This is a genomic window from Shewanella benthica KT99, assembly GCF_000172075.1.
Lineage (GTDB): Bacteria > Pseudomonadota > Gammaproteobacteria > Enterobacterales > Shewanellaceae > Shewanella > Shewanella benthica_A.
The window spans coordinates 17,232-33,103 of sequence record NZ_ABIC01000009.1; the positions used below are offsets into that span (position 1 = coordinate 17,232).

Annotated in this window: 19 protein-coding genes and 1 pseudogene; 5 read left to right on the plus strand and 15 right to left on the minus strand. The window is 45.0% G+C overall.

Features of this window, described 5'->3' with window-relative positions; genetic code table 11:
- Positions 1-78 precede the first annotated feature (78 nt).
- The 9 genes from fdx to trmJ form a co-directional block, all read right to left on the minus strand.
- Positions 79-417, minus strand: a complete 339-nt coding sequence (gene fdx, locus KT99_RS05765) for an ISC system 2Fe-2S type ferredoxin (protein ID WP_005497949.1) — start codon at positions 415-417, stop codon at positions 79-81.
- Between the two features lie 42 nt (positions 418-459).
- A complete protein-coding gene (gene hscA, locus KT99_RS05770) occupies positions 460-2,322 on the minus strand; it encodes a Fe-S protein assembly chaperone HscA (RefSeq protein WP_005497952.1) in 1,863 nt (620 codons plus the stop codon).
- A gap of 64 nt (positions 2,323-2,386) precedes the next feature.
- A complete protein-coding gene (hscB, locus tag KT99_RS05775; RefSeq protein WP_005497953.1) occupies positions 2,387-2,911 on the minus strand; it encodes a co-chaperone HscB in 525 nt (174 codons plus the stop codon).
- Between the two features lie 20 nt (positions 2,912-2,931).
- On the minus strand, positions 2,932-3,255 hold the full coding sequence (gene iscA / locus KT99_RS05780) for an iron-sulfur cluster assembly protein IscA (RefSeq protein WP_040571654.1): 324 nt from the start codon (positions 3,253-3,255) through the stop codon (positions 2,932-2,934).
- A 15-nt stretch (positions 3,256-3,270) separates the two neighbouring features.
- Positions 3,271-3,654 carry a Fe-S cluster assembly scaffold IscU gene (iscU, locus tag KT99_RS05785; protein ID WP_005497959.1) on the minus strand — a complete coding sequence of 128 codons (384 nt, stop codon included), beginning with the start codon at positions 3,652-3,654 and terminating at the stop codon, positions 3,271-3,273.
- Positions 3,655-3,691: 37 nt separating this feature from the next.
- Positions 3,692-4,906, minus strand: a complete 1,215-nt coding sequence (locus tag KT99_RS05790) for an IscS subfamily cysteine desulfurase (protein ID WP_005497961.1) — start codon at positions 4,904-4,906, stop codon at positions 3,692-3,694.
- Between the two features lie 75 nt (positions 4,907-4,981).
- Entirely contained in the window at positions 4,982-5,443 is a 462-nt protein-coding gene (gene iscR / locus KT99_RS05795; protein ID WP_040571665.1) for a Fe-S cluster assembly transcriptional regulator IscR, read from the minus strand.
- Positions 5,444-5,637: 194 nt separating this feature from the next.
- Positions 5,638-6,459, minus strand: coding sequence for a serine O-acetyltransferase (gene cysE, locus KT99_RS05800; protein ID WP_005497964.1), 822 nt, complete (start codon positions 6,457-6,459; stop codon positions 5,638-5,640).
- An 11-nt stretch (positions 6,460-6,470) separates the two neighbouring features.
- Entirely contained in the window at positions 6,471-7,235 is a 765-nt protein-coding gene (trmJ, locus tag KT99_RS05805; protein ID WP_005497966.1) for a tRNA (cytosine(32)/uridine(32)-2'-O)-methyltransferase TrmJ, read from the minus strand.
- A 154-nt stretch (positions 7,236-7,389) separates the two neighbouring features.
- Between trmJ and suhB the strand changes: the two genes are divergently transcribed.
- The 5 genes and pseudogenes from suhB to KT99_RS22715 all read left to right on the plus strand — a co-directional run bounded on the left by suhB (position 7,390) and on the right by KT99_RS22715 (position 10,389).
- A complete protein-coding gene (gene suhB / locus KT99_RS05810; RefSeq protein ID WP_005497967.1) occupies positions 7,390-8,193 on the plus strand; it encodes an inositol-1-monophosphatase in 804 nt (267 codons plus the stop codon).
- Between the two features lie 234 nt (positions 8,194-8,427).
- Positions 8,428-8,829, plus strand: coding sequence for a phosphate-starvation-inducible protein PsiE (locus tag KT99_RS05815; RefSeq protein ID WP_005497969.1), 402 nt, complete (start codon positions 8,428-8,430; stop codon positions 8,827-8,829).
- 130 nt (positions 8,830-8,959) lie between these two features.
- Positions 8,960-9,262: a PilZ domain-containing protein gene (locus KT99_RS05820; RefSeq protein WP_005497971.1), complete on the plus strand. Its 303-nt coding sequence runs from the start codon at positions 8,960-8,962 to the stop codon at positions 9,260-9,262.
- Positions 9,263-9,385: 123 nt separating this feature from the next.
- On the plus strand, positions 9,386-10,054 hold the full coding sequence (locus tag KT99_RS05825; RefSeq protein ID WP_040571655.1) for an AAA family ATPase: 669 nt from the start codon (positions 9,386-9,388) through the stop codon (positions 10,052-10,054).
- Positions 10,041-10,389, plus strand: a pseudogene (locus KT99_RS22715) (replication protein RepA). The gene KT99_RS05825 and the pseudogene KT99_RS22715 overlap by 14 nt, the downstream one beginning before the upstream one ends.
- A 56-nt stretch (positions 10,390-10,445) precedes the next feature.
- Here KT99_RS22715 and KT99_RS05835 read toward each other — a convergent pair.
- From KT99_RS05835 to secD, 6 genes are all read right to left on the minus strand, one after another.
- The gene (locus KT99_RS05835) at positions 10,446-10,688 is read right to left on the minus strand and encodes a YecH family metal-binding protein (RefSeq protein WP_005497974.1); all 243 of its coding nucleotides are present in this window, start codon (positions 10,686-10,688) and stop codon (positions 10,446-10,448) included.
- Positions 10,689-10,834: 146 nt separating this feature from the next.
- Entirely contained in the window at positions 10,835-11,374 is a 540-nt protein-coding gene (locus KT99_RS05840) for a YaeQ family protein (RefSeq protein WP_005497975.1), read from the minus strand.
- Positions 11,375-11,476: 102 nt separating this feature from the next.
- The gene (locus KT99_RS05845) at positions 11,477-12,388 is read right to left on the minus strand and encodes a precorrin-2 dehydrogenase/sirohydrochlorin ferrochelatase family protein (RefSeq protein WP_005497976.1); all 912 of its coding nucleotides are present in this window, start codon (positions 12,386-12,388) and stop codon (positions 11,477-11,479) included.
- A 97-nt stretch (positions 12,389-12,485) separates the two neighbouring features.
- Positions 12,486-12,803, minus strand: coding sequence for a putative signal transducing protein (locus KT99_RS05850; protein ID WP_005497977.1), 318 nt, complete (start codon positions 12,801-12,803; stop codon positions 12,486-12,488).
- Positions 12,804-13,049: 246 nt separating this feature from the next.
- Positions 13,050-13,997 carry a protein translocase subunit SecF gene (gene secF / locus KT99_RS05855; protein ID WP_005497978.1) on the minus strand — a complete coding sequence of 316 codons (948 nt, stop codon included), beginning with the start codon at positions 13,995-13,997 and terminating at the stop codon, positions 13,050-13,052.
- A 12-nt stretch (positions 13,998-14,009) separates the two neighbouring features.
- Positions 14,010-15,860, minus strand: coding sequence for a protein translocase subunit SecD (secD, locus tag KT99_RS05860; protein WP_040571656.1), 1,851 nt, complete (start codon positions 15,858-15,860; stop codon positions 14,010-14,012).
- Positions 15,861-15,872: the final 12 nt, after the last annotated feature.

Sequence of the window (15,872 nt, forward strand, 5' to 3'; positions counted from 1 at the left end):
AAAAAAAGCCAGTCTCAAGAGACTGGCTTAACTATCTTCGACTCATTATCTTCAAATAGACACAAGTGGCGATTTAGACTAGTTAGCCTCACTCACCATATTTACTGTGTACTTAGGAATATCGACAACGAGATCACAATTTGGCACTTTGGTCTGACAGGATAGACGGCTCTCGGGCTCGAGTCCCCAGGCTTTATCTAACATGTCATCTTCGAGCTCATCGCTTTCTGCTAACTCATCGAACCCTTCACGAACGATCACGTGGCAGGTAGTGCATGCACACACCTTCTCACATGCATGTTCGATGTTAATGCCATTCTTCAATGCTACATTAAGTACGGTTTCACCAACATTAGCTTCGACGACTGCACCATCTGGACACAGCTCTTCATGGGGTAGAAATACAATTTGTGGCATCTTTTTTACCTATTGATTACCAATTAATCTATTGATTATTTGTCAAATACTGTCAACCGATTTGCCTGTAAGTGCCAACCGGATAGAGTTATCCATACGCTTAGATGCAAAATCTTGCGTACAAGCATCTAATGTCTTAATGGCTTTTTCAATGGCATCGGTATCATCAAGAGCAGCAACTTGAGCGAGCTCAGCCATACTCTTCTCGATAACGACACCTTCATCAGCAGATATCAGATCGGCATCTTTGCTTAAAGCTGCGGTCAGGGTCTCTAATACCCGAGCCGCCTCTACTTGCTGCTCTGCTAACATGCGCCGGGTGATATCTTGCTTAGCATTGGCCATGGAATCTTTGAGCATGGCACTAATCTCCATATCGGTTAGACCGAATGAAGGTTTCACCTGAATGCTGGATTTAACTTGGGTAGACTTTTCCATCGCCGTGACGCTGAGTAAGCCATCGGCATCCACCTGGAACGTGACTCGAATATGAGCGGCACCGGCAGCCATTGGCGGTATGCCTTTCAAGGTGAATCTTGCTAAAGAGCGGCAGTCATCCACGAGTTCACGTTCACCTTGAACCACATGGAAAGCCATCGCGGTTTGGCCATCTTTAAATGTGGTAAATTCTTGCGCCTTGGCAACCGGAATGGTGGTGTTACGAGATACCACCTTCTCCACCAGTCCCCCCATGGTCTCGATTCCCAGAGACAGAGGTAACACATCCAGCAGCAGGAGATCGGACTCAGGTTTATTACCAACCAAGATATCCGCTTGAATCGCGGCGCCTATGGCAACGACACTATCAGGGTCTATGGATGTCAGCGGCGCCCGAGCAAAAAAATCGGCGACATGTTGTCTGACCATAGGTACTCGAGTCGAGCCGCCCACCATGGCAATTTCGAGTACTTCATCGATTTTAATCCCAGCATCACGCAGAGAGCGACGACAACTGCTAATGGTTTTCTTCACCAGTTTACCGATCAATGACTCAAATAAGGCTCTGGTGACCTTGTGCTGTAATTGGCTACCATCCTCTAAGGTCAATGAAGCCGTGACCTCAGTATCTTGGGTCAACTGCTCCTTGATGCGTCTGGCCTCGATAAGCAGTTGCCTGCTGATCGTCGCAGAAGGGGTGGCTAGCTGCCATTCATTTAATAAATAGTGATGCAAGAGATGATCGAAGTCATCTCCACCAAGCGCCGAGTCACCTCCGGTGGCCAACACTTCAAATACGCCTTTATTCAGGCGTAATATGGAGATGTCAAAGGTACCACCACCCAGATCATAGATGGCAATCACGCCCTCCTGACCCGAATCCAGGCCATAGGCTATCGCTGCAGCGGTAGGCTCATTCAATAGACGTAAGACCTTGACACCCAATAATCCTGCTGCATCTTTAGTACCCTGACGTTGGGCATCATCGAAATAGGCAGGTACTGTGATCACTACCCCTTCGAGATCGCCACCTAAGGTCTTCTCTGCCCGCAAGATCAGCGGCTTTAAAATTTCGGCCGAAATTTGCACCGGGTTCACCTGACCTTGCTTAGTCACAAACAGGGGAAGGCCATTTTCACTGGCTTCGAATCGATAAGGAAGATCTTGGCTGCCTGACTGAATGTCGCTGAGGCTGCGACCCATAAAACGTTTAACAGAGATGATGGTGTTTTGCGGGTCTTGTGCCGAATAAGATTCGGCTTCGGCGCCGACTTGGATGCCATCGTCCGTATAACGTACAATCGAAGGCAACGAGTGTCTCGATTGATCATCGGCCAAGGTGTTAGCAACGCCGCTACGAACCGTAGCCACTAACGAATTTGTAGTACCTAAGTCAATTCCAACAGCCAACCTATGTTGATGTGGTACTGTGCTCTGTCCAGGCTCTGCGATCTGCAAAAGGGCCATAAAATTCCAACCTAAATATTAGCCATTGAGAAAGGATAGCTAATCAAAAAAAGAGTAAACACGACTAGTCAAACTGTGCATCTTCGATGCGTTCCAGCTCGACTTGTAATTTTGCCATAAATTTCAATTTACGGATAAGGTCTGCTGCGGCTGCGAGATCCGACTCAGAATGACTGAGTAACAAGCCAGCTAAGTCCTGACTGATGCAGTTGCTATACACATTAAAAGAAGCATATAACTCGGCTATCATAGCATCGGGATCTTCACTGTGAGCAATATCTTCTAACGACTCACGCCATTCCATCTGCTGCATCAGAAATTGCGTATCCTTCACCGTGGTCGACTCGTGGCGGAGATCTATGCCTGCCAGAGCCAAGATATGTTCGGCTCTCGACAGGGGATCTTTCAGCGTCGAGAAGCCATCATTAACCTGAGCGGTTCGTTGAACGGCGATACGTTTATCTTGTTCACTGGAATTAGCAAACTTATCGGGATGAACCGCCCGTTGCAGTTCGTGATAACGTTCTGCAAGTAGGGCGGTGTCAATGTCGTAGGAGGGCGTGAGACTAAACAACTCAAAATAGTTCATGGCTTAATTCTTTCGGCTAGTTAGACTGTGAAGCTTTCGCCACAACCACACTCACCTTTTGCATTAGGGTTATTAAACTGAAAACCTTCATTGAGGCCTTCTTTAACGAAGTCCAGCTCTATGCCCTGAAGATAGATAAAGCTCTTTGCATCGATAATGATTTTAACATCTGCGACCTCGTAGACTTCATCATCGTCATTCAATTCATCGACAAACTCGATGACATAAACCATGCCTGAACATCCGGAGGTTTTAAGCCCCAGACGTAAACCAATCCCCTTACCACGGTTGCTCAGAAAGCTTTTAACGCGATCTGCGGCGGCAGGAGTCATTGAAATAGCCATCTTAACTCCGGAAAATTACTTAGCTTGCTTTGACTTATAATCTTCGATTGCTGCTTTAATGGCATCTTCAGCCAAGATAGAGCAATGAATTTTCACTGGGGGCAATGCAAGCTCTTCAGCAATATCCGTGTTCTTAATCGCTGCAGCTTCTTCGATAGACTTGCCTTTGACCCACTCGGTGATCAGTGAGCTGGATGCGATAGCACTGCCACAACCATAAGTCTTAAACTTGGCATCTTGAATCATGCCCTTATCATCGATTTTAAGTTGTAACTTCATCACATCACCACAGGCAGGTGCGCCGACCATGCCGGTCACAACTGATGGGTCATTCTTGTCGAAAGAACCTACGTTACGTGGGTTTTCATAATGGTCGATTACTTTTTCACTATAAGCCATGATACTACTCCAAAATCTTTATCCGTTGATATGCGACTTAGTGGTGTGCCCACTCAACCGTGCTCAAATCAATACCATCTTTAAACATCTCCCAAAGTGGAGACATCTCTCTCAAGTCATCGATAGACTTATTAATTGTTTCAATAGCGTGATCTATCTCTTCTTCGGTGGTAAAACGACCGATTGAGAAACGGATCGAGCTGTGTGCCATCTCATCATTCAAGCCAAGCGCACGTAAGACATAGCTTGGTTCCAGACTGGCTGATGTACAGGCCGAACCCGATGATACGGCAAGATCTTTCAATGCCATCATCAAAGACTCACCTTCAACAAAATTAAAGCTCACATTGAGGCTACCGCAATAACCTTGTGCTTTATCGCCATTGATGTAGGTCTCTTCGATATGCTTGACGCCATCCCACAATCTGTCACGTAATGTTCTGATGCGGGCATTGTCTGCTGCCATATCGGCTTTAGCGACAGCGGCGGCCTCGCCCATACCCACAATCTGATGGGTCGCCAATGTGCCGCTGCGCATACCACGCTCATGTCCACCACCGTGCATCGTCGCTTCGAGGCGAATACGCGGCTTACGGCGCACATACAAGGCACCGATACCCTTAGGTCCGTACATCTTATGGGCCGAGATTGACATCAAATCAACCTTAGTCTTCTGCACATCTATGGGTAACTTGCCCGCACTCTGGGCTGCATCGACATGAAAAACTATCTTCTTGCTACGGCAAAGTTCACCTATAGCATCGATATCCTGAATGACACCGATTTCATTGTTAACCTGCATGATGCTGACAAGAATGGTATCGTCGCGCATTGCCGCTTCAATTCGCTCGAGAGGAATGAATCCGTTTGACTCAGGCTTAAGATAAGTGACTTCAAAACCTTCACGCTCTAGCTGACGACAGGTATCCAATACCGCTTTATGTTCTGTCTTACTGGTGATGATGTGCTTACCTTTCTTATGATAGAAATGAGCAACACCTTTTATGGCCAAATTATCTGACTCGGTAGCACCCGAGGTAAATACAATTTCACGCGGATCTGCATTGAGCAGATCCGCGACCTGATTTCGAGCGATATCAACCGATTCTTCAGCCTGCCAGCCATAACGATGGGAGCGAGACGCAGGATTACCAAAATTACCGTCCATAGTCAGGCACTGCATCATTTTCTCTGCAACACGTGGATCAACCGGCGTTGTCGCAGCATAATCTAGATAAATAGGAAGCTTCATCACACACTCCGTACAGCGTAGCCTCAGAGAGGCGAAACATATGTACAAAAAATAATATAAAAATACAAAGTTAACTTATAACGTCACTCTTTGTTCCTGTTGCATTGCGTCTTGCTTCACTGAAATAAATTGAACGTCTCGTTTATTCATTAAGCCAGCAAGGCTGATCCCATTTAAGAAATCTGAAATTTGTTTGCTCAAGTCACCCCACAGGGAATGGGTGAGGCAACGGGTGCCATTCTGACAATCCCCCTGGCCTTTGCACCTAGTTACATCGACCGACTCGTCGACGGCGCGAACGACCATACCAACGGAGATATCGACAGCATCGGCACCTAAACGGTAGCCACCACCGGGTCCTCTGACACTTGAAACCAGTCCATGTCTTCTAAGTTTTGCGAAAAGTTGTTCGAGATAAGAAAGAGATATCCCTTGACGCTCAGAAATATCGGCTAAAGGTACAGGCCCTGATGTAGAATGTATAGCAACATCTAACATAGCAGTGACGGCATACCTGCCTTTCGAGGTAAGTTTCATAGCGACCATGGCTCCCAATAATGCATAGGGGAATTCAAACATACCTGAGTAATTTAGTCAAGTATTAAACCTAGTAAAACAGTTAAGTATTAATGAATTTATAGCACTTAATCATACTCTTCAATTTGACTGGAGTATTTAACCCTTTCATGTCTCAATATTCAATCAATGATTAGGGGTTCTGCCACTAAGAATCAGATAATAGGATCAAACTCATTAATTGCCTTCTCACGTTGCTTTGCCGCAGCCAACTCAGCATCACTGAAATCTTCGACATCAAGTTCTGGTAGTTTATCGGTACAAACACTGCCGCCCATGGTTTGAATCGCTTGGCAAACTTCCTGGACTTTTGAATCCATCAGATGCATATGGTCTAGCATCTGGCCGATGGCATTAGCGACCGGATCCGGGTTATCCGCAGAAACGGCGTAGGCATCGAAACCATACTTTTTGGCCATTTCACTACGTCTTTTACTCTGGGCTATATTGCTAGCATTGGGCGTTGCAACGATACGGCCTGGTATGCCTACCACTGTGGTATCTTTAGGTACATCTTTCACCACCACAGAATTAGAGCCCACACGCGCACCATCGTTCATGGTGATCGGACCCAACACCTGGGCGCCAGCACCAATCACCACATTATTACCCAACGTAGGATGACGCTTACCCGCTTGCCACGTGGTACCGCCTAGCGTCACCCCATGATATAGGGTGCAATCATCACCTATTTCAGCAGTTTCTCCGATCACCACGCCCATACCGTGATCGATAAAAAACCGATCGCCTATGATGGCGCCAGGATGTATTTCTACACCGGTCAACCAGCGGGAAAAAGTAGATAAACAACGAGAGAGCAGGCGCCATTTTCGTCGCCAAAGCTTGTGACTTACCCTATGGATCCAAATGGCCTGCATCCCTGGGTAGTTCAATAATATCTCCAAGGTTCCGTGAGCCGCAGGATCGCGATGATAGATGGAGTTAATATCATCTTTTAATCGAGCAATGACTCCCATAGTTCGATTCCTTATGCTTGTTTGTCGTCTTTCGGTGGCATCTTCTTATCTATCGAAGTCAGCATGCCTCGTAAAATATTCATCTCCTGTCTTTCAAGACGAGCGCGACTAAACAGACGACGCAATTTTGTCATGACTTGACCTGGGTGCTGTTTAACGATAAATCCAGTGCCTAATAAGGTTGATTCTAAGTGTTCAAAGAAGTTTTCACGTTCTTTGGCAAAAGGATACTCGATTTTTTCTTCGACATAATCTACCGAGCGGCCTTTATCAAGCTCTCGCTTCTCGTGCTCTAAATGAGCGACACGCGCCTCGTAACAGATGATCTGCACGGCCTGAGCTAGATTCAAAGAGGTGTATTCAGGGTTAGCTGGGATAGCAACATGATAATCACACTTCTGCAGTTCTTCATTGGTCAAGCCATTATTTTCACGACCAAATACGATTGCAACAGGACCCTCTAGTGCTGATGCGACTAATTTCTCGCCAGCCTCTCTTGGTTCAAGCATGGGCCAATCTAACGTGCGGCTACGCGCACTAGTCGCGATAACCAAGCTGCAATCGGCAATCGCCTCGGCAACGCTATCCACTATCACTGCATGTTTCAATATATCAGATGCACCCGCTGCCAGCGCTATAGAATGACCATCGGGTTGGACCCTAGGTTCAGCTAGATATAGAGTGGAGAGTCCCATGGTTTTCATTGCACGGGCGGTAGAGCCAATATTGCCAGGGTGGGATGTGCCGACGAGTACTACACGAATATTGCTGAGCATGAAACTACTTAATTTTGATGATTAAACAATGCATAGATATTAACACAGTGAACTTTGTTTGCTTAATACAAAAATCGGCATTTGATATATTCACTGGATAACGTATACTACGCCCCGATTATTATATCTGTTCTTTAACATCCAGGGGATTGTAATGCATCCGATGCAGACTATTGCCGTGCGCGCCGCTCGCGCCGCCGGCCAAACGATTATACGTGCTTTTGCTGAACTCGATAAAGTCGAAGTGACAGCGAAAGGAGTGAATGACTACGTAACAAATGTAGACATAGAAGCTGAAGCCGCCATTACATATCAGATCCGTAAATCTTACCCAGATCACACCATTATTTGTGAAGAAGGTGGAGAGAACAAAGGCGAGAATAAAGATTACCTTTGGATCATTGACCCTCTGGATGGCACTAACAATTTTGTTAGGGGCATTCCTCATTTCGCAGTATCTATAGCCCTTCAATACAAGGGCAAGACAGAAGTCGCTGTCATTTATGACCCAATCCGTGATGAACTATTTACCGCGGTACGTGGTCAAGGCGCTAAGTTCAATGATTACCGTATGCGCGTATCTAAGCGTAACGATCTCAAGGACACGATTTTAGCGACAGGCTTCCCGTTTAAAGCCAAGCAACACACAGAAACATACATGAAAATCTTCGGCTCATTGTTTACTCAATGTGCAGATTTACGCCGTGCAGGCTCTGCCGCCTTGGATCTTGCTTATGTTGCTGCGGGTCGTGTAGATGGTTTCTTCGAAATTGGCCTCAAGCCTTGGGATATTGCCGCAGGCGATCTCATCGTACGTGAAGCTGGCGGCACGGTTACCGACTTCGCTGGTAATCACGGCTATATGACTTCGGGTAATATCATAGCTGGCGCTCCGAAAACGACATCAGCTATCGTTAAAACTGTTCGCCCATTACTGAGCGAAGCACTTAAACGCTAACCTTAGCACTTAAAAGAACAGATAAAAGCCATCAGCCAGATGGCTTTTTTTGTTTCAACGAGTCTAAAAATATTACACGAATTATTATAGGTCACAGCTTGCAAGCCAACTAGCAAACGCTCGCTTGTTATCCATTCCCCTACGTATACCAATAATGTGAACCCCGTCACATAGATAAATAAGCAAAATCCTCAAATATTGCTACCATAAAAAAAACACCTGCCAGAGATCGCTATGGGAAAGCTATACAGTCAATACGGTTCGAAAAGTCTTAAAGCTGTCGAACATTTCGTGCTCATCATCATTGCCATCGCGACAATTGTCGCCATCGGTCAAGAGGTAGTACATATCATCGGCAATGCCCGGGTCGATTTAGCCGATCTATTATTACTATTTATCTTTTTAGAAGTACTGGCTATGGTGGCTAGTTATGCCGAATCTGGAAAGCTACCGATACGCATGCCCATTTATATCGCGATTGTTGCACTAGCTCGTTACCTGATATTAGATATAAAAGCCATGGATGATTGGCGAATCATAACCATAGCGTTATCTACTCTAGTACTCTCAATAACCGTTATTGTTATTCGCTGGGGTCAGCTTAAACTTCCTTACCCACGCACAGATGATCATTAACAAACCTTCTCTCACTTCGCTCATCGAGTATCCATAGGTAATACCATTCCGTATCCACTAACTTTGTTGTTAGAACAAAAATCATGCTACTTTAAAGAGCTTGTTTTTCATTCCGCATAAAGGATTTTTGATGCCAGATAATATCGAAGACTTAGGTGAACGACGCACCTCTCCCAGAATTGACCTTGAAGCCGAACGTATTATCTTGGCTTGGCAAGGTGAAAATGGCGAGGAACAGACAGACGATGGGATCTGCATCGACCTGGCGAGGCACGGGATGTTAATTGAATATAAAAATAGCTTTAAAGTGGGCGAACTTCTCGCTATAACCTTTAATCCGGATAATGATAAAAAGCATATGGTCAAAGGGCAAGTCTGTCGGACCACCCACTGTAAACCCAAAAGCTTCCATATCGCAATACAACTTATCTAAGCGTTAGTATTATGCCCCCTATGTCCGAAGAGGGAGTTTTCGGCAAAACTCTATAGTCTGCTCTATACTTAACTCTTTAAATAATCACAGATAATGAGTGCTGAAAGACATGGAGATACTTTTATGATCTTGCTTGTGGGCGGAGAAAAAGGTGGAGCAGGGAAAAGCTGTATGGCCCAAAATCTAGCTGTTCATATCACACAGAAATACCAAGCGAATGTATTAATGATTGATTGTGATCCACAACGCACAACGTCAGATTGGATTCAGGCTCGCAATGAAGATCCAGACCTTCCAACCATCAACTGTATTCAACTTTACGGAAAAATCCGTAATGACCTCTTGAGCCAAGAGAAACACTTCGATTATGTCATCGTCGATTGTGGTGGCCAAGATAATTTAGCTATGCGTGCGGCCATGTCTGTCGCAACCTATGTCATACTTCCACTCAGACCCAAGCGTAGAGACTTAAAAACCTTACCCCATATGGAAGATATGCTAAGTACCTGTAAGATGGTCAACCCAAAAATGGTCGCAACCATAGTTATGACTCAATGTCCCTCTCTACCCAGCCAATTTAAAAGAATTCTCGAAGCAAAAGAAGTGGTCAAATCATTTGGTTTACGGGTATTAAATGCAGTGACTTTCAACAGAAATATTTACGATGATAGTGAAGAACTTGGCTCATCTGTTATAGAAATGGAGCCCGATGGAAAAGCTGCCGCTGAGATACGAGCAATTGCAGATGAACTTTTTGCTATAGAACTAGAAAATTGCTATGAGCTTAACTGATCTAAAAAGGCACAAGAAGAAAACACCTCAAAATAAAGTCTCCATCGAGGATTTCATCGAAGATGCTAATAATTACGCCTTTGGCCAACCTAACGTCGTCAGCAAAAGTAGAAAAAAACTAAGCAGAGTTAAGCATAAAGGCTTAGATAAACATTCAAGCAAAATTTATAAACACGCTACTTTACTCTCTTACTGAAGATACAATAGGGATATTAGACAGAATAGCGGCTGAGAAAAAATTAGCTAAATCACGCCTCATCAGAATTTTAATTCGTGAGTTTTCAGTAAAAAGCAAACATGAGCAAAGCACGATTATCGAGTTAAACGATAACTAGGTTTCAACTAACCAATAATTCGTACTTTGATTTATATGAAGCGGTAAAATTAAAACTTAATGGGAACAGATCCTATCCGCAGCAGTCTCTATACCGGCAGCTGATTCAATAAACTTGCCCTTCTTTTCCAATAGCTCAATTAGCGCATCGGCATTCATCTCACTCGCAGAGCAAGTATGATAGCGCACCGATTCACCAAAATGTTGGTGCATCAATACTTTAAGCTCTTCTTTGGTTATTGCTTTACCTAATGTAAGCATTAACTCCATCACTTGATGGCCATGAACGGATTCGGACATAATACTGCTACCTTTAAGAGATAATAAATATATGTGTTTATAATCAATTTTTGAATTTAAAACTTTGATCCATAACCCAAGACGAATAAATAAACAAAAAAAGCCAGTCTATGACTGGCTGATTTACATCAATTTAAGGATGAAGGCTAAGCTTTCAGTATTTCTGGGGTAAATTGAACACTGCCATGCTCACTGGATAGCCAGATCTCCCCATCACTGATATTATATTGAAGCTCCATATTTCGAGTGACCAAGTCTCCCATCTGCTTCACGGCCTCTTCAGGGATATTCCACACTTTAAGATTTTTATAACGTGCTAATGCTTTTTCATTTTGTTGCCACCATATAGGAACGGCTCGTCCACCATAGGTAAATAACTGTACTTGCTTCGCCCTGCCACTGGCTTTCCTTAACCACTTCTCATCACTCTGGCCAAACTCAATCCAAAGCTCGATATCGCCCACCAGCGACTTCTCCCAAAGCTCAGGTTCATCTTCGACGCAAAGCCCTTTGCTAAATGCCAATGACTCACTGGCATTCATTGCAAAAGCCAGCAAACGGACCATCATACGGGAATCGGTTTCTGAAGGATGTTGGGCTAATGTCAGTTGATGATCGTGATAATAGCCACGATCCATATCGGCTATCTGCAGAGTGACTTTGTATACGGTAGCTTTTGGTGCCATAAATTCTAATTCTCTCAATTAATTGGCGCTAGTGTAACTCAATCTCCCGCTTAATGAGATATATCGACCTTAATTCGATGAATAAACTCGACTAACAGGATATTAGATTTTCCCGGCTCTCAAGTGTTTCGCCATGGGGAAATGGGCTTTGAATTGGGTAATAGTCTCGTTATCCGCATACACCAGACAACGTTGACCACCTTGGTATAGCTTACTCAGCTCGCTGAGAGAGGGTAACTTCCCTCTCTGGGCATCGCGTCTGATAAATTCATTGAGCATAAAAGGCAGCGATTCAAGACTAAATATATGATCGAGTTTCTGCATTAATGGCATTGCAGCTATGGGTAACAAAGAGGCTTGAGTCTCATCATCCATAAGTAAGATCTCTCCACCTATCGACAATCCTTGGAAACCGTTATCGTAATGAACAGGAGTTTCATCATCAAAATTATCACCATTGGCTCTGAAGAAATGCTCCCAAAATAGCTTTCTTTGCTTAAATTCAGGTAATCTTTGTTGCACTTCTTTGCGCTTAGCCGCAACAAAATCAAACAGAGGCGAGAGAGACAGAGGTAACCAGGACTCGAGTCTCGCCCTTAGCTCTCGAGCGAAAACGGGTGCAGCGCCGGCCGTGCTTATCGCGATTTGCAGGCGGCCTCGATCCACTATCGATGGGGTGATGAATCGGCACAATTCAGGGCTATCTACAACATTCACCCAGATCCCACGCTCATCGGCAATACTCGCAAACTTTGCATTAAGCTTGTCATCGGCAGTCGCAAGATAAATCAGATCGAACCCAGTTATATCTTCAGGCACTACAGCGCGCTTAACGAGAGTAATACGGCCTTGCTGAGCACGCTTAGACACCTCTGCGGAGATATCTGTTGCGATAACCACAATCTCAGCATAGGTTCTGGCTAACAGCGCTAATTTTCGACTGGCCACATCACCAGCACCCACCAACAAGACTTTAAGCTTGGATGTATCAACGAATAGGGGAAAGTACTGCATTAATGATAATTCCTAAACTTGTATTAATGGCAATCGTATTGGAACCTATGGGCACCAGTGAAACAGAAGACTATATGTATTGATGTGTAACTGACAGTTAGCTGTGTATCTCATCACACTCTGCGCCACACTGCCAACACAAGTCAAAACTAGCCTCATTCATTTCTTGGCACTTTACGCAGCGCCATCGAGGCCCCTCGGCGTTAAGAGATTCGAGTTGCGCTTTAGCAAGCTCATATTTAGACTCAGATACCCAGAGTTCTACATTTTGCAGATCCACTGGCAGCTCACCTATTCCACCGAGTAACGCTTCACCACGAAGCTCAACTTCAATTCCACTTGTTTCTAACAGACCTTTCCACGTGTGAGCTTGTAATAAATTACCGCCCGCAACCATTCTACTGCGCTCTTCCATGTTTTTCCCTACAACTCTTGCTCTTCTGGCAAACTTTAGATGTGACAAATATGTTAACTCATATATGAGTGCCAACATCCTACTGCTAAATAAGCGAGTCTGTCGAGGATAAATGCGGCCAAGGCGGATAACAAACGAGAATTCAGTTATTAGAGTTTGGGACATTGTTGCAGCAGTCAATATATAAATGACAATAAAAAACCACCCTAAGGTGGTTTTCTTTATGCTTTGCTATATTAACAAGGCTTAAGGCATCAATTTCTCTTGATCTGCACCTTCTTTTTCTATTTCGACGGGCAACATATGCTCACGATTGATCCCAAGCTTAATCGCCAGGAAACTCGCCACATAGATAGATGAGAAAGTACCGACGAAAATACCCATCAAGAGTGCCGTTGCAAACCCATGGATCATGGTACCGCCCTTGAGGAACAAGGCGACAACCACAACCAGAGTGGTACCAGTCGTAATGATGGTACGACTCATGGTCTGAGTGATTGAAATATTAATGATCTCCTCTGGCGAGCCTTTACGCATCTTGAGGAAGTTTTCACGGATACGATCAAATACAACGATAGTATCATTGAGTGAGTAACCGACAACCGTCAAGATACCTGCCAGTACCGTAAGATCAAAATCTAACTGCAACAGAGAGAACACACCTAAGGTGATAATCACATCGTGTGCCAGTGCCGTAACGGCGCCGAGTGCTAAACGCCACTCGAAACGGAAGGATACGTAAATCAAAATACAGATCAGTGCCACTAACACGGCGAGTCCACCCTGCTCTGCTAGCTCTTGACCAATCTGAGGTCCCACCATCTCCACACGCTTCTGGATCACCTGGGGATCTAGCTTAATCGCGGCTTCCATAATCTGTGCAACTTGAGTTTCACTCTTAACCCCTTCCTTAATAGGAAGACGCGTGATCACATCACGGCTTGAACCGAAATGCTGTACCACGACACCTTCTGTTTCTTCGCTGGTGAGTTCCGCGCGAAGTGCCTGAAGGTTTGCAGTCGATGAAAATTCTAGCTCAACAACGATACCACCTGTAAAGTCTAGCCCCCAGTTAATACCTTTAGTCGCTAGCGACGTCAAAGAGGCAATAACTAAAATAAGCGACAGTATACTGATTGGCACGGCATGACGCAGAAAGTTGACTGTGCCTTTTATCGATAAAATCTGAAACATAATCAACTTTCCTTATATAGACAGTTTCTTAACGCGCTTACCACCCCAAACAGCGTTAACTATTGCGCGGGTTCCCACGATAGCGGTAAACATAGAAGTCGCAATACCTATCATCAAGGTGACTGCGAAACCTTTTACTGCACCAGTTCCGACCGAGAACAAAATAAGTGCTGTCATAAAGGTGGTGATGTTAGCATCGGCAATGGTAGAAAATGCATTAGCATAACCGTCATGAATTGCCTGCTGCACACTACGGCCGTTTCTTAGCTCTTCACGGATACGCTCATAAATCAGCACGTTGCCATCAACTGCCATACCTACGGTCAATACCATACCAGCGATACCTGGCAGTGTTAAAACAGCCCCAGGGATCATCGACATCACACCGACCACCATGACTAGGTTTGCGGTTAACGCCAGATTGGCAATCAGACCAAAAGCACGGTAATAGACTAACATGAAGATAAGTACAACGGCCAAGCCCCAGATCATCGCTTGAACACCGTTTTGAATGTTTTCAGCACCTAAGCTTGGACCAATAGTACGTTCTTCAACGATAACCACAGGAGCAATCAAGGCTCCGGCTCGAAGCAGTAGCGCTAGGTTTTGTGATTCAGAATGATCCAGACCTGTAATAACAAAATTACGTCCCAGACGTGCTTGAATGGTCGCGACTGAGATAACTTCCTCTATCTTTTCCAGCTTTATACTGCCATCCGGATTCTTAGCACCATTATCTTTATACTCGATAAACAAGGTGGCCATTGGTTTACCAATGTTATCCTTAGTCACATTCGAGAAGATTGAGCCACCCTTGGAATCTAAATTGATGCTTACCTGAGGACGACTATATTCGTCAAAACTTGGCTGTGCACCTTGAATATGGATGCCTGATAGCATGACTTCTTTATAAAGCGCAACCTTTCCACCTTGACGGCGATCGTAAACCTGAGAATTAGGAGAGACTCGACCACTGGCTATAGCGGCAGCATCGGCTTTCTCATCAACCATGCGAAATTCAATCGATGCCGTAGCACCCAGAATTTTCTTGGCGCGAGCGGTATCTTGCACACCGGGTAACTGAACGATAATACGCTCTGCACCTTGGCGTTGTACCACAGGCTCAGCAACACCCAACTCATTTACTCGGTTACGAATCGTAGTGATGTTTTGCTGTAGTGCATCCTCTTTGATCTGTTTCAGATAGTTATCACTGAGATTGGCAATCAAAAAGTAGTTACCACCCGATGAGGTATCGGTGAACACCATGTCATTGTCACGAGACTTGAGGAAACGCTCAGCCTTAGCTAAGTTCTCGGCATCACGGAATTTGATCTCTATGCCTTTGGCACTTTCACGTATACCCGCATAGCGAATTCTCTCACCACGCAGGTCGGTCCTGAAATCGGCCATCTTAGACTCGGTCATCTTACGAACCGCTTCGTCCATCTTCACTTCCATCAAGAAGTAAACACCGCCTCGTAGATCCAGACCTAACTTCATTGGGCTACCGCCCATAGCTTCCAGCCATTTTGGCGTCGCCGGCGCTAAGTTTAAGGCGACGGTGTATTTGTCACCCAGCGCAGCGGCTATCGCTTCTCTGGCAAGTAACTGTTGATCGCCGTCCATCACACGAACAAGCAATTGGCCATTTTTAAGCTCCGAACGCTTCATCGCAATATTCTTACTGGCAAGAATATCATTGACTGTCGACTGAGTCGCCACAGTCACCTCGGCTCCACGAGTGGCAACTATCTGTACCGCATAGTCTTCACCGAAGAGATTGGGAATTGCATAGAAAAAACCGACAAAGACGATGCAAGCCACCATCACGTTTTTCCACATTGGGTATTTATTTAACACACCATCGCCCTC

What these genes read in the sequence shown, in the direction of transcription:
- fdx (WP_005497949.1), bottom strand. Translation starts at nt 417, where the DNA reads ATGCCACAAATTGTATTTCTACCCCATGAAGAGCTGTGTCCAGATGGT.
- KT99_RS05835 (WP_005497974.1), bottom strand. Translation starts at nt 10,688, where the DNA reads ATGTCCGAATCCGTTCATGGCCATCAAGTGATGGAGTTAATGCTTACA.
- hscA (WP_005497952.1), bottom strand. Translation starts at nt 2,322, where the DNA reads ATGGCCCTTTTGCAGATCGCAGAGCCTGGACAGAGCACAGTACCACAT.
- KT99_RS05845 (WP_005497976.1), bottom strand. Translation starts at nt 12,388, where the DNA reads ATGCAGTACTTTCCCCTATTCGTTGATACATCCAAGCTTAAAGTCTTG.
- hscB (WP_005497953.1), bottom strand. Translation starts at nt 2,911, where the DNA reads ATGAACTATTTTGAGTTGTTTAGTCTCACGCCCTCCTACGACATTGAC.
- suhB (WP_005497967.1), top strand. Translation starts at nt 7,390, where the DNA reads ATGCATCCGATGCAGACTATTGCCGTGCGCGCCGCTCGCGCCGCCGGC.
- KT99_RS05840 (WP_005497975.1), bottom strand. Translation starts at nt 11,374, where the DNA reads ATGGCACCAAAAGCTACCGTATACAAAGTCACTCTGCAGATAGCCGAT.
- secF (WP_005497978.1), bottom strand. Translation starts at nt 13,997, where the DNA reads ATGTTTCAGATTTTATCGATAAAAGGCACAGTCAACTTTCTGCGTCAT.
- KT99_RS05850 (WP_005497977.1), bottom strand. Translation starts at nt 12,803, where the DNA reads ATGGAAGAGCGCAGTAGAATGGTTGCGGGCGGTAATTTATTACAAGCT.
- trmJ (WP_005497966.1), bottom strand. Translation starts at nt 7,235, where the DNA reads ATGCTCAGCAATATTCGTGTAGTACTCGTCGGCACATCCCACCCTGGC.
- iscU (WP_005497959.1), bottom strand. Translation starts at nt 3,654, where the DNA reads ATGGCTTATAGTGAAAAAGTAATCGACCATTATGAAAACCCACGTAAC.
- KT99_RS05825 (WP_040571655.1), top strand. Translation starts at nt 9,386, where the DNA reads ATGATCTTGCTTGTGGGCGGAGAAAAAGGTGGAGCAGGGAAAAGCTGT.
- KT99_RS05820 (WP_005497971.1), top strand. Translation starts at nt 8,960, where the DNA reads ATGCCAGATAATATCGAAGACTTAGGTGAACGACGCACCTCTCCCAGA.
- KT99_RS05790 (WP_005497961.1), bottom strand. Translation starts at nt 4,906, where the DNA reads ATGAAGCTTCCTATTTATCTAGATTATGCTGCGACAACGCCGGTTGAT.
- cysE (WP_005497964.1), bottom strand. Translation starts at nt 6,459, where the DNA reads ATGGGAGTCATTGCTCGATTAAAAGATGATATTAACTCCATCTATCAT.
- iscR (WP_040571665.1), bottom strand. Translation starts at nt 5,443, where the DNA reads ATGAAACTTACCTCGAAAGGCAGGTATGCCGTCACTGCTATGTTAGAT.
- iscA (WP_040571654.1), bottom strand. Translation starts at nt 3,255, where the DNA reads ATGGCTATTTCAATGACTCCTGCCGCCGCAGATCGCGTTAAAAGCTTT.
- KT99_RS05815 (WP_005497969.1), top strand. Translation starts at nt 8,428, where the DNA reads ATGGGAAAGCTATACAGTCAATACGGTTCGAAAAGTCTTAAAGCTGTC.